Origin of the sequence: Ralstonia sp. 22086, from assembly GCF_052045975.1 — a bacterium.
Lineage (GTDB): Bacteria > Pseudomonadota > Gammaproteobacteria > Burkholderiales > Burkholderiaceae > Ralstonia > Ralstonia wenshanensis.
Genome location: NZ_JBQEPZ010000002.1, coordinates 888,424 through 901,062, shown reverse-complemented (window position 1 = coordinate 901,062; position 12,639 = coordinate 888,424). Strand labels below are relative to the sequence as shown.

8 protein-coding genes are annotated in these 12,639 nt (G+C 66.1%); 2 read left to right on the top strand and 6 right to left on the bottom strand.

The window, feature by feature from the left end; genetic code table 11:
• The first annotated feature begins 356 nt into the window (after window positions 1-356).
• Entirely contained in the window at window positions 357-2,006 is a 1,650-nt protein-coding gene (locus tag ACTJK6_RS13010; protein ID WP_440839277.1) for a diguanylate cyclase domain-containing protein, read from the top strand.
• 132 nt (window positions 2,007-2,138) lie between these two features.
• Complete coding sequence (locus ACTJK6_RS13005) at window positions 2,139-2,645, top strand: acyl-CoA thioesterase (protein ID WP_232040077.1); 507 nt, start codon at window positions 2,139-2,141, stop codon at window positions 2,643-2,645.
• Window positions 2,646-2,664: 19 nt separating this feature from the next.
• On the opposite strand, the gene ACTJK6_RS13000 is transcribed toward ACTJK6_RS13005, so the two are convergent.
• The 6 genes from ACTJK6_RS13000 to malQ all read right to left on the bottom strand — a co-directional run bounded on the left by ACTJK6_RS13000 (window position 2,665) and on the right by malQ (window position 12,613).
• Entirely contained in the window at window positions 2,665-4,050 is a 1,386-nt protein-coding gene (locus ACTJK6_RS13000; RefSeq protein WP_440839274.1) for an ATP-binding protein, read from the bottom strand.
• A 233-nt stretch (window positions 4,051-4,283) separates the two neighbouring features.
• Complete coding sequence (locus ACTJK6_RS12995; RefSeq protein ID WP_440839272.1) at window positions 4,284-5,036, bottom strand: class I SAM-dependent methyltransferase; 753 nt, start codon at window positions 5,034-5,036, stop codon at window positions 4,284-4,286.
• Window positions 5,037-5,154: 118 nt separating this feature from the next.
• Complete coding sequence (locus ACTJK6_RS12990; RefSeq protein WP_440839270.1) at window positions 5,155-6,075, bottom strand: amidohydrolase family protein; 921 nt, start codon at window positions 6,073-6,075, stop codon at window positions 5,155-5,157.
• 55 nt (window positions 6,076-6,130) lie between these two features.
• Window positions 6,131-7,378: an MFS transporter gene (locus ACTJK6_RS12985; RefSeq protein ID WP_232040071.1), complete on the bottom strand. Its 1,248-nt coding sequence runs from the start codon at window positions 7,376-7,378 to the stop codon at window positions 6,131-6,133.
• A gap of 133 nt (window positions 7,379-7,511) precedes the next feature.
• Window positions 7,512-10,334, bottom strand: coding sequence for a malto-oligosyltrehalose synthase (gene treY, locus ACTJK6_RS12980; RefSeq protein ID WP_440839268.1), 2,823 nt, complete (start codon window positions 10,332-10,334; stop codon window positions 7,512-7,514).
• Window positions 10,331-12,613 carry a 4-alpha-glucanotransferase gene (gene malQ / locus ACTJK6_RS12975; RefSeq protein WP_440839266.1) on the bottom strand — a complete coding sequence of 761 codons (2,283 nt, stop codon included), beginning with the start codon at window positions 12,611-12,613 and terminating at the stop codon, window positions 10,331-10,333. Before malQ ends, treY begins: the two co-directional genes overlap by 4 nt.
• Window positions 12,614-12,639 lie beyond the last annotated feature (26 nt).

Here is a 12,639-nt window from a genome sequence, read left to right as displayed (position 1 = left end):
GCACGGACACCGCCCCCAAATACCCAAAAAACAGGAGCGCATGACAGCTCCGAGCTTTTCGGTAGTCCAGCGCGCAGGTGATTCCTACGCCGCGCAAACGAATTCGTTGGCAACCCGATATGCCGCTCTCAACGCGCGCAGGCCCCGCCATGTGCCGCAAAGCCGCACGGGCCTTCAGTTTTTACATTTCATGCCGATAGCGCTGGAAGGTGATCAAGTGCGCACCACGCAGTCAATCACCCGGCAACAGTGGTCGATACACTGCAAGAAACAACGAACGAACGGGGAATACACGTGGACCAACCCGCTGGCGTCGTCATTCGCCGGCATCGCCATGCGCACTGGGCGTGCCGATCATGCTGATCGCTGCACTGGCTTGCGCTGCACTCGTTTCGATCGCGCTGATTGGCCTCTCATGGCCGCGTCGCGATGACACGGAAGTCTCCGCTTTCATGCTGCTGGCGCTCGGTACCGCACTCTGGAGCGGCGCGCGCCTCATGGAAGTCGTCAGCTTCGAGATGCCCATGCGCGTGGGCTGGGCCAAAGTCGCCTATCTCGGGATCATGATGGTGCCGGCCGCGTGGCTGCGCATGGTCGTTGGCCTCATACGGCCAGAACTCAATGCATTGCTGCTGGTGCGCGTGGGTTGGGTGTTGACGCTGCTCGTGGGCGCCGGATTCGTCGGGCTGGTCGCTACCAATGAACTGCATCACCTGGTATGGCTTGATGCGCGTTTCGTCGTCATCGACGGCATACGGGGCGCGGTGTTCGAGCACGGGCGCATGTTCTGGGTGGCCACCGCCTACAACTACGTGCTGCTGGCTATCAGCCTAGTGCTGTTGGTGTTGCCCATCGACGAGGTTGCCTCCGGGCTCTATGTGTCGTCGCGCACGCAGGTGCGGCTGGCGCTTGTCATCGGGCAACTGCTGCCGCTGGTGGCGCATCTTGCCTATCTGCAGCGTTGGACGACGGCGCTCGGCGGCGATCTCACACCCGCCACGTTTGCCGTCAGCACAGCATTGCTCGGCTGGATCGTCTTGCGGCCGCGCCTGCGCGATACCGCCGCTTATGCTCGCGGCAAGATCATCGAATCCATGCGTGATGGTTGCATCGTGCTCGCCCGCGATGGCTCCATCGCCAGCATCAACGCCGCCGCGCGCCACCTGCTGCCGACTGCCAAGGTGCATGCAATGCCGCCTGGCGTTTTGAACGTGGCCGGCATCCTGCGCGAGTTTGAGCGTACGCGCCTGCCGAACCGCCATCAAGTCTGGTTGCCCGACACGGGTCGCACGCTGGAAGTCACGCTCGAAGGCTTGAGCGACGCGCGCGGCTGGCATGCCGGCGTATTCCTGCTGCTGCGCGACGTGACGGTCGAGCAGTTGCAGCGTGCCGGCATGGCCAGCGCCCAGGATGCACTGCGCGGCGAGTTGCAGCGCACGCAAGCCAAGCTCAGCGTGCTGGAGAACGACGTCAACCGCGACGCACTTACGCACCTGTTCAACCGGCGCTTTTTTGAGACACAGGCCCCGCGCCTGTTCGACCACGCCCGCCGTGACAAGCGCCCTGTCACGCTGGCGCTGTTCGACATCGACTGCTTCAAGCAATACAACGACACCTACGGCCACCTGCGTGGCGACGATTGCCTGCGCATGGTGGCCGACACGCTGGGCACGGCGTGCCGCCACCCCGATGACTTCATCGCGCGTGTGGGCGGAGAAGAATTCGTCGCCATGCTGTTTGACCTGGATCGCGACGAGGCCCGGCTGGCCGTGGCGCGTGCGGTGGCCATGGTGGCAGAACGGGCCGAACCGCACGCGGCGTCCGTTGCCGCGCCGTACGTCACGCTGTCAGCGGGCGCTGTCACCCTCACGCCCGCCGACGAACACCTGGACGTATTGTTGGAATGGGCCGATGCGGCGCTCTACGATGCCAAGCGCAGCGGGCGCAATACGTTCCGCTTTCATCAGAGTCCGCCAGGACTGCGGAGTGTTGCGGGCGGGGAGTAGGCCGCCCGTTCGTAGGGCTACGGCATTGGCTTGTTACGCAACGGCAAGTGCCTCGGAAGAATGGACACATGCGCGGGATCACCGCACATGCGCGGCTGCCGCCAGCAGCCAATTCCATTCTTGGAGTATGCGATGCCGACAGGCCAATCCATTGCCACAGTCGTCAACCACTATCTGCGCAATGCCGAGCTGCCCGAAGCCATTTCTGCGCAGCAGACGTTCCAGCACGCCTTCGATGTCTATCTGAAGGATTCCAACGCCTACGCCAACACGTATTTCGCGCGGTATTTCGAGTGGCAGGGTGTGGTGCGCGAGCGGTGGTTTCACGAATGCATCGACGCGGACCTGCTCATGAGCGGGCGCGTGATTTTCGTGACCAAGCTCGCGCATCAGGAATTCGTTGAAGAGACATTCCCGTTTCAGCGCGTGGAATGCCACCTGAACACCTTCCGGGTGCAGCCGTGCTCGTTCTACATGGTGTTCCGGTTTGTTTCAGGCGGGCGGCTGGTGTCGCTAGGGTATCAGCAGGTGGTGTGCGCCAACGCCGAGCGCGTGATTCAGCGCTTGCCCGACCACGTGCGCACGCGTGTGAAGTCGTATGAGCTGGACACGCTGCCGGAGCTGGCGCACGTGTCCTGACGTTCTGAAGGTGTGAACGTCAGATAGCAGGAGGTTGGGGAAACCGCATGGAGAACAGCGTGTATTCCCCAACCACAGATTCGCACTGGATGCGCCCGCCAAATGCCTGCATGACGCGGCGGCAGAACGTCAGGCCCACGCCCGAGCCCTTGCCGACATGCTTGGTGGAGAAGAACGGGTCGAACATGCGGCGCTGCACGCTGGGCGGAATGCCGGTGGCGCTGTCGCGCACCACGAGCACATAGGCGTCTCCATCCTGGCGGGCGGAGATTTCGATGTGCCCCTTACGCGCGATCTGGATGGCATGCAGCGCATTCTTCAGCAGGTTGAAGAGCACATACACCAGCAGCGTGTCGGAGCCCACGAAACGCCAGTCGGCGTTGAACGCCTGCACCTGCACGCGTTCGCGCTCACCAGCCTGGAACGGGTACTGCGCCACGGCCGTCTGGACGCATTCGTGCAGCGAATGGGCGGCGAAGGTGCGACGGTCCAGGCGCTCCAGCGTGACGGAGGCCAGGGCCATCTCGATCACGCTGTGTGCGGACGCGACTTCCGACGTGATGGCTCCCGCCAGTTTGGACAGGCGGTCCAGCATGGCCGGATGCTGCGGCGGTTGGCACAGGCCGTTGTCGATGGCTAGCTGATAGCCGCGGTAGACGTCGGGCCAGGCGCGGGCGATTTCTGCTGCCTGCAAGCGGATGGTCGTCAGCGGCGTGCGCACCTCGTGTGCCACGGTGGCAGCCAGTGCGTAAGGGCGCATCAAGTCGAACTTGACCACGCCCACGGCGATGATCCCGAGCGCAATGGCCAGGGGTAGCACCCCCGGCGGGTAGAACGCCATGCCGTAGTTGACTGCGTAGTCGGCTGCCGCCAACGAAATCAGTCCCACACCGACGAGGCATGTCAGCAGTCGTTTGCGCTTCTCGGCCGTGGCATGCTGCTGCTCGCGGTAGAGCACCCACATGCCGCGCGTGACCAGCGCGGCTGTCTGGGCGATATGCACGGCCTCCAGCACGCCTGCCTTCGGATAGAACCCGAAGTGGAACTGATACACACCGTCGATGACGAGATTGGTGGTCAGCAGCAACGCGATCAGCACAGCGTCCAGCGCATAGGCAGCCACGAGCCAGCGCCGCTCACCCGGTGTTTCGGCCACCTCCACGGCAAAGTGATAGAGCATGGTCGGCATGACGAGGATGGCGATCCAACCGAGCTTGGCGAGCACCTGGGCCGTGCCCACGTCTTGCGTCTGGAAGAGAAACGCCCAGATGCCCTGCCACAGGCACGTGAGCGTCGTCATGCCGAGAAACGCCAGGCTCGCGCGCGTGCGGCCGCGCGTGGTCACGACATAGACGCCGTAGAACAGGAAGAGCGACGAGACGAAGGCGGGGAACAGGGCGTACATGGAAATCGGAAGTCGGCGCAGTGGCCGCGCGCCAATGCCGACCAGGATCGACGGTAACCCGGAAGGCTACCGGCAACGCCGCGTTCGTACACGCGTTCCGATATCACATTTTTTTCATTCTGGATTAAGCGAAACCCTGAAAACGGCGCCGTATCGCGGCATCCCTCCAACGGGTGTGACAAAAAGGATGAGAAGGATGGAGGCGCCCGAGGAGTTCAAGCGGCTCACATGGCTCAGGTGGCCTCGATCAGCATCGCGTCGATGGCAAATGAATGGTCGGGCGCCACGGCAAAGTACGTGCGTGCTTCATCGGCCGCGCGGTCGAACAGGTCGCGGATGGCATCTGCGCGCACCTGCGGGGTGCGGATGCGGGCGATCCAGTTGTCGAAGGCCATCGTCAGCTTCCACGTGCGCGGGGTGCCGGGCTGAAAACCGGCCTCGGTCAGCATGGCCTGCCATTCGGACACACGGTAGTCGCGCACGTGCGACGCGTCGCGCAGCACCTCGGCGGTTTGCAGCAGCGTGTCGAGCAGCGGTGCTTCCGGCGCGACGATATCCACGATGACGAGCTTGCCGCCGGGTTTGAGCACGCGGCGCGCTTCAGCCAGGCCCTTGCGCACGTCGTACCAGTGGTGAGCGGAAAAACGCGTGGCAACGATATCGAACGCGGCATCGTCAAAGGGCAGGCTCTCGGCGCGGCCGGCTTGCGTGTGCAATTGCGCAAGGCCGCGGCGCGCTGCTTCGGCGGCCACCACGTTCAGCATGTCTTCTGACAGGTCATACGCCACCATGGCCGCCACGTGCTGCGCCATCGCAAAGCTCACGTGCCCGCCGCCGCAGCCAAGATCAAGCACCTTGGCATGCGGCACCGATTGCGCCAGCGCCGCCAGCGCGTCCAGATCGGCGCCCTGCGCATGCACTGCGCTGGTCAGGTAGGCCTGGGCGACCTGGCCGAATTGCTGGTCGACGAGTCGATGCTGCTGCATGGCTGCTCCTTGTGGCTTGTTGGGATGAGGAGCGGCCAGTGTAGGAGTGCGGCCCGCGCGGCGAAATTCGTGATTCGCGAAATGGGGTATCGCGCGGGCGGCAGCAGCAGTTGCGCGTTCAGACGAAGCGGAACAACTGCGCGGGCGTGTCGATCAGCACCTGCTTGCGGTCTGCTGCGTTGGGCAGCAGCACACCGGCGAAGGCCCACATCTTGTCGTAGTTGATTTGCGATTCGAACTGCGTGTGCGGCCAGTCGCTGCCCCAGACGAGGCGGTCCAGGCCGAGTGCATCCTTCAGGCGCGGCATGGCGGCCTGGGCGATGGCTTCGCCGCGGCCGTTGGCGCCGTTCCGGTAAGCGCCGGAAATCTTCACCCACACGCGGCGCGAGCGGCCAGCGGCGAGCAATGCGGCAAAGCCGGGGTCGTCCACACCGAGCGCCGGATCGGGGCGGCCGAAGTGATCAACCACCACGTTCACCTGCGCATCCAGCAGCGGCTGCAGCAGCGCGGGCAGGCGGCGTGCCTCGACATGCAATTCCACATGCCAGCCGAGCGCATGCAGGCGTGCCAGCGCGGCTTGCCACACGGGCGATTTCAATTGCGGGTCTGCCGCACCGATCAGGTTCAGGCGAATGCCGACGATGCCCTCGGCGTTCATCTGCGTGAGCAAGGTCTCGGGCGCGGCCGGGTCGATCACGGCCACACCGCGCAGGCGCTGGGGCGCTTGCTTGAGCGCGGCCAACAGATAGCTGTTGTCGACCCCCAGGAAGCTTGGCTGGACCAGCACGCCGTGCGACACGCCATGCGCGTCGAGCTGCGCGAGGTAGGCCGACAGCGGTGCGTCATAGGTGGGCGCATAGCGGCGCGCACCGGCCAGCGGCAGCCCGCGTTCGAACACATGCGCGTGCGTGTCGATGGCGGTGATGCGAGCGGGGCCTCCGCGCGAGATGTCGCTGTTGCCGGTGCTGGCGCAGCCGGCAAGGGCGGTGGAACCTAGCATGGCAAGCAACCCAGTGTTGAAGGCGCGGCGAGTGGGCATGGGGTCTCCTGGCGGCGACGGATCGAGTGCGTCGTCATGATGTTGTGATGGGCGTTCAGACCGTAACGGCAGCGAGATCGCGGCCCTTCGTCTCGGGCAGCATCAGCACCGCCACCGCGACGATCGAATAGGCGATGGCCGCGTCGATGCCGATGGCCGTGCCCAGCGACATCGATGCACTCATCTTGCCGACCAGCACCGGGAAGGCGGCAGACACCACGCGGCCGAAGTTGTAGCAAAAGCCCACACCCGTGCCGCGCACGCCCTGCGGATACAGCTCGTTGAACAGCGCGCCCATGCTGGCCGGAATGCCCGCCGCAAAGAAGCCCAGCGGAAAGCCCAGCACCAGCATCGCGCCATCCGACAGCGGCACCAGCAGATACACCAGCACCGTCACCACGCAGCAGCACGAGAACAGCAGGATGTTGCCGCGGCGGCCGAGCACATCCAGCAGCCACGCGCTGGCCACGCAGCCGCACCAGAAGGCGAAGATGATCACGGCCAGGTAGCCGCCCGTGCCCAGCACCGACAGGTGGCGCTCCGTCTTGAGATACGTCGGCAGCCACGTCATCAGCGCGTAGTAGCCGCCGTGTGCGCCCACGCCCAGCAGGCCGCCGATCAGCGTCATGCGCAGCACCTGCGGGCGGAAGATGTCGAGCAGCGGAAAGCGCGAGATCGGCATCGCATTGGCGTTCGCATCCGGCTTGGCGGCCGGCACGGGTTCCTTCACGCCACGGCGGATATAGATGATGAGCAGCGCCGGCAGCAACCCGGCGGCAAACATGACGCGCCAGGCGAGGTCCGGCTCGATGAAGGAATAGGTGAGCGCATACAGCAGCACCGCCGCGCCCCAGCCCACGGCCCAGGCGCTCTGCACGGTGCCCATGGCTTTGCCGCGGTGGCTGGCGCGAATGCTCTCGGCCATCAGCACGGCGCCCGCCGCCCATTCGCCGCCAAAGCCGAAGCCTTGAATGGCCTTCAGCACCAGGAACTGCTCGAAGTTCTGCGCGAAGGCCGAGGCGAATGTGGCCAGCGAAAACCACAGCACCGTGATCTGCAGCGTGCGCACACGGCCGAAGCGGTCGGTCAACGCCCCGGCAATCCAGCCGCCCAGCGCGGACGCCACCAGCGTGACGCCCGACACCAGCCCGGCCTCAGTCTTGCCGATGTGCCAGGCCGCGATGATGGTCGGGATGACGAGGCTGAACATCTGCACGTCCAGCGCGTCGAGCGCCCAGCCGCCAAAGCAGGCCCAGAACGTGCGCTTTTCCCCTTTCGAAATCTCTTTGAACCAGCCGAACATGCGGTCTCCTCCGGGTGACGTGAGCGTCGCGTTCATCACGCATTACTCTAGTCATCTATATGAATAGAGGAATTCTAGGGCGCAGCAGGAGACGGTGCAGTCGGTGTTAACCCGAGCGGAGGTGAAACGGCGGTCAGGTGTGCAGCAGGGCGACCGGCAGGTGGGCGAGCACCTGGCCCAACGCAAGGCGGGGGCTGTGCAGAGTCTGGCCGTCAAAAGCGCTATGCAGCGGCGTGTGCGAAAGCGCGGCCGGCAGGCAGACTGTGGTGTCCCGCCACGCGCCGTCCGCAAAGGTTGGTGCGGCGGTATGGCCCAGCAAGGCGGAGGCATGCAGCGGCACGATCGCGACGACCGCCTGGGCGCCATGCACACGCGCAAACGCCAGCACGTGGTGTGCGCCGCTGCCGGTTACGGCCAGCGGTTGGTAGTCGCCGGATTCGAACACCGCTGGCAGCGCGGCACGCAGGGCCAGAGCACGTGCCAGCACGGCTTGCTTGATGCGGCCATCGGTCCAATGCGTGAGCAGCGATGCGAGGCTGTGTCCGGCATGCACGTGCAATGCCCGTAATGCGCGATGCCGCGCGGCGTAGTCGACGGGCCGGCGGTTGTCGGGATCAACAAGGCTGGTGTCCCAGAAATCGGCGCCCTGATACAGGTCGGGCACGCCGGGCAGCGTGGTGCGCAGCAAGGTCTGTGCGAGGCTGTTGATGGCCGCGGCCGGCGCCACGCTTTGCACGAAGGCCGAGAGGGAAGGCAGGAAGGTCGGGGCGGCCTCGCCCGTCAGCAGCGTAAAGACGAAATCGCGGCTGGCGGCTTCGTACTCTGCATCGGGCGCGAACCAGTCGGTGCGCAGCTTGGCTTCGCGTTGCGCCTTTTCCTGCCACTGCGCGACACGCTCGGCCAGCTCGCGCACGGCATCGGCGTCATGCCAGTCCAGATCCGCAGGCCAGATCCCCACCAGTGTCTGATACAGCATCCACTGAGCGGCGGGTGAGGGGGCTGGGCCGGTCGGCAATTGGCGCACCCATGCAGCGTGTTCTGTGCGCCATTGGTGTGCGGCGGCCAACCACTGCGTGGGACGTTCCGACAGCACGGCCAACCGGGCGCGCACGTCTTCGCCGCGCTTGTGGTCGTGCGTGGCGGTGGCGAGCATCGCGTGCGGCCACGAGAGAGCGCGCGCTTGCATGGCGTGATGGAACGCGTTGGCGCTCATGGAAAACTGACCCGGATCCGCGCCGACTTCATTGCGCGACAGCAGCCGCCCGTAGCGGTAGCACGCCGTGTCTTCCACCGCCTTGGCCGCCACCGGCGACGACAACTGCTGGCACCGCCGCAATGCGAGTTGACGCAGCTTGTCCTGCCCGGCAGGTTGCCTGCCCAGCCAGGCATCGAGCCAGCCGAGCACCGGTTGATCAACGCGCCGCAGGCAGGCTGCCGCCCCCGACATGGCGGTTTGCACGATGGCCGAATCCTGCGCATCGCGCTGTTGCGCATTCGCATAGGTGCGATATACCGGAAAGTGGACGATCACCTCAGCAAGCGCACGACGGATGGCGTGCCACGTCATGTCGTGGCTGCTGCGGTTCTGCTGTGCCACCGCGTGCAGTGCTGACGTGGCTGCATCGAGTTCTGCCGCAAAGTGCGCATGCAGGATCTGGCGACGTGCGGGTACAGCCGTGGCCGAGAACGACGCTTCAGCCACCGGTGCGCCAATCCACTCAAGCCAGCCCTGGGTGAGAGGGGGCTCGCCGTGCGCGTCGTGCAACAGCGCGCTCACCTGGTTCATGAAGTCGTAGCCACTGGTGCCGTCGACGCCCCAGTCGGTGCGCATGGCTTCATCGGGGGCGAGGATCTTTTCAACAACGATCCACGGGCGACTCGTGAGCCGGTCAGCAGGGCGTGCCGCATGTTCGGCTTGCAGGCGGCGGCGTAGCTGGCGGCAGTACGCGGCTGGGTCGGCCAAGCCATCGACGTGGTCGATGCGCACGCCGTCAATCCAGCCCAGGCGATAAAGCCGGAACAGCAGCGCGTGCGTCGCTTCAAACACCTCGGTGCGCTCCATGCGCAGGCCGGCCAGCGAGCCGATGTCGAAGAAGCGGCGCCAGTTGATCTCGTCGTTGGTGGTGCACCAGTGAGCCAGGCGCCAATACTGGCGCGCCATCAGCGCATCGAGTTGATCGGGCTGCGCGTTGAGCGTGCGCACGGCTTCGGCGATGTGTGCGGCGCCGGCTTCGGTGGTGGCCAGGTTGCGCAGCGCGTCGCGTGCTTCATCGGCACGCTCGCGGCGCGTGCGCAGTGAGCGGATCGTGCCGAGCGCGGCAAAGCGGTCGGCCACCGCGTGTGTGGCGGTGTCGGCGTTGCCGGCACGAAGCAGCGTGGCGTAGTCGGCCAGCGCAATCGGGAACCGGTGGTCGTAGTACGCGATGGCCAGCCGGGCGGCTGTGTCGTCGTAGGCGAGTTGCAGTCGGCCGCCGGCCAGTGCGTCGGCGTAGTTCTCGCCCAGGAAAGGCGCGAGCACCTTGTTGCGCAGTGCGGGGTTGGGCGGCTGCCAGTCGATATCGAAGAAGTTGGCGTAGGCGCTGTCGGGCCCGGATTCGAGCACGTCCAGCCACCACGCGTTGTGTGCGCCGCCCACGCCCATGTGGTTCGGCACGATATCGACGATGAGGCCCATGCCGCGCGCATGCAGCGCATCCACCAACTGTTCTAGCGCGCGTTCGCCCCCCAGCTCGGGGTTCACGTGTGTGGGGTCGACTACGTCATAGCCATGTGTGGAGCCTGGCTGCGCCGTGGTGATGGGCGACGTGTAGAGATGCGAGATGCCGAGCGCGGCGAAGTCATCCACTAACGCGCGCGCATGGTCGAACGTGAAGTCGCGGTGCAATTGCAGCCGCACCGTAGCGCGGGGCACACGTTGGAGGGTGACGGGGGCGAGGAGGGTGGTCTGTTCGCTCATGACGTGCTGTTGCGCGCGTTGGCCAGCGCGGACAGGCGCGCTTGCATCGTGGGCGTGTCGAGCAGCGTGCCGGACGGCCCAGGCAGGCGACGCCGCCAGTTCGGGTGGGTGTCGATCGTGCTTGGCAGGTTCGGCTGTTCGACAAGGCCCAGCAGGTCTTCCAGCGGCACCAGCGCAAGCGGCGTGTTGGCAGCGCCCGTGAAAACGGTGGCCGCCGTGGCAAAGTCCTGCGCGCTGGCTTGCAGGATGGCTTCGGCTTGTGCTGCAGTGGCCGCGCGCGCCTGTTCCAACGCAGCCTGCAGCGGCGCCACGCCGATCATCGGCACACCGCCATCGGCCAGCACCAGCCGGTTGTGCTCTGCAAAGGCCGCCACCAGCGCGGCGCGATCGTCCATGCGGCGTGCGTGCGCTTCGCCCTCGGTCATGCCGGCGGGCAGCAGGCCGAGCTGGGCTTGCCAGCGCAGATCGTTGCCGATCCACCAGCCGACGAGCGTGGGCAGATCGTGCGTGCTCGTCATCGCCACCGATGCCGGGGCCCATGTGCGCGGCGCCTTGAAGGGGGAATCGTCGCGCGTGTATTCGCGCTCGAACCAGAGGATGCGCATGCCAAGCAGGCCCTCGTCGGCAAGCTTGTCGCGCAGGCCAGGCGGTACGGTGCCGAGATCTTCCCCAATGACGATGCAGCGGTTGCGCCACGATTCCAGCGCCACCAGCCGCAGCAGATCCTGCATCGGGTAGCGCAGGTACACGCCGTCGAGCGGACGTGCGCCATCGGGAATCACCCACAGCCGCATCAGCCCGAGCACGTGGTCGATGCGCACGCCGCCGGGCACGGCCATCACCGCGCGCAGCATCTCGATAAACGCCGAGAAGCCTTGCGTGCGCATGGCGCGCGGGCTGAATGTCGTCAGCCCCCAGCCCTGGCCCTGCGCGTTGAACACATCGGGTGGCGCCCCCACCGTCACGCCGATCAGCAAGTCGCGCTGCCGGGCCCATGCATGGCTGCCCGCGCTGTCGGTGCCCACAGCGAGGTCGGCGATGAGGCCGATGGCCATGCCGGCGTTCTGCGCGGTGCGTTGCGCAAGGGCCCACTGGCGTGCCGCAGCCCATTGCAGGAAGAGGTGGAAATTCACTGCATCTTCATGCTCGCGTGCGAAGGCCTGCACGCCAAGATAGCTCGGATGTTGATACTGCTCGGGCCACTGCTTCCAATGCGCGGGCCCAAGGTGCGCATTCAGTGCCTCAAAGTGCGCGTGATCGCGCAGGCTCGTGCCGCCATCAATGCAGTACGCGCGAAAATCGTCCAGCAGCATCTGGGCGACGGTGTCTCCAAGCGGCGCCTGCAGCAAGCGGCGATGCAGCGCGCGCAGCACCGTCATGCGGGCGTTGCCGCTGGCCGGCCAGTCGATGAGCTGTGCGGCTTCCAGGCGAGCGTAGTCGGCGACGAGGTTGCAGTCGACCACGGCCTGCCGCACGGCGTCGTCCCCAAAGAGCGCGGCCGGGTCGATCATCCACGCGTTCAGGAACAGGCGGCTCGATGGCGAGTACGGTGAATAGCGACGCGCGTCAGCCGTGAACATGGCATGCACGGGGCTGAGCGCCAATGCATCCGCACCGCGCTGCGCGAGATGCCGCGCCAGCGTGGCCGCAGCGGTGTAGTCGCCAAGGCCCGCGCTGCTGGCGGCGCGTGCGGTATCGCATCGCAAGCCGTAGAGCTGTGCGGAGGCGCCCCACAGGCGGGTGTCGGCCGGGCGATCGTGCTGGCGCAGCGCGTCGGCCACGCCATAGCAACGCGCAGGCGCAATGGCGAGCGTGGCTTCGATCACGGTGCCCGGCCCCGCGTCGATGGTCAGGCGGTGGTAGCCCGCGGCCTGCACCGGCGCCAGGCGCAGCGTTGCATGGTGCTCGCTTGCGCTGACGCTGATCTTGCCCTCCGTGCTGCCGTCGGATTCAAAGTCGACACGATAGATTTGGCCGCCCAGCAACGCGGCTTGCGGCGCCGAGGTCTGCAGCACGATCGGCTGTCCGACCACGCCGGTTACAAGCGGCGGTATGGCCACCGCTTCGGCTTCTGCGCGCAGGCGGGCCTGGCTTTCCGATACCTGGGCCGGCGTGCCGGCCGGCAGCCCCAGCGTAAAGAGCACCGCGCGCAGCACTTCGTCGGCTACGCGCATAGGGCGGCTGGCAGCGTCTTCCCAGTCGACCAGTAGCCCGGCATCCGTGGCCAGTTGCTGGAGCGGCGTGCGCTGCGTGCCTGAGGAGGGGGTCGTGCGGTCCATGATGCGTTGGCCCGTTGGTGTTGTCA

What these genes read in the sequence shown, in the direction of transcription:
- ACTJK6_RS13010 (WP_440839277.1), top strand. Translation starts at nt 357, where the DNA reads ATGCTGATCGCTGCACTGGCTTGCGCTGCACTCGTTTCGATCGCGCTG.
- ACTJK6_RS13005 (WP_232040077.1), top strand. Translation starts at nt 2,139, where the DNA reads ATGCCGACAGGCCAATCCATTGCCACAGTCGTCAACCACTATCTGCGC.
- ACTJK6_RS13000 (WP_440839274.1), bottom strand. Translation starts at nt 4,050, where the DNA reads ATGTACGCCCTGTTCCCCGCCTTCGTCTCGTCGCTCTTCCTGTTCTAC.
- ACTJK6_RS12995 (WP_440839272.1), bottom strand. Translation starts at nt 5,036, where the DNA reads ATGCAGCAGCATCGACTCGTCGACCAGCAATTCGGCCAGGTCGCCCAG.
- ACTJK6_RS12990 (WP_440839270.1), bottom strand. Translation starts at nt 6,075, where the DNA reads ATGCCCACTCGCCGCGCCTTCAACACTGGGTTGCTTGCCATGCTAGGT.
- ACTJK6_RS12985 (WP_232040071.1), bottom strand. Translation starts at nt 7,378, where the DNA reads ATGTTCGGCTGGTTCAAAGAGATTTCGAAAGGGGAAAAGCGCACGTTC.
- treY (WP_440839268.1), bottom strand. Translation starts at nt 10,334, where the DNA reads ATGAGCGAACAGACCACCCTCCTCGCCCCCGTCACCCTCCAACGTGTG.
- malQ (WP_440839266.1), bottom strand. Translation starts at nt 12,613, where the DNA reads ATGGACCGCACGACCCCCTCCTCAGGCACGCAGCGCACGCCGCTCCAG.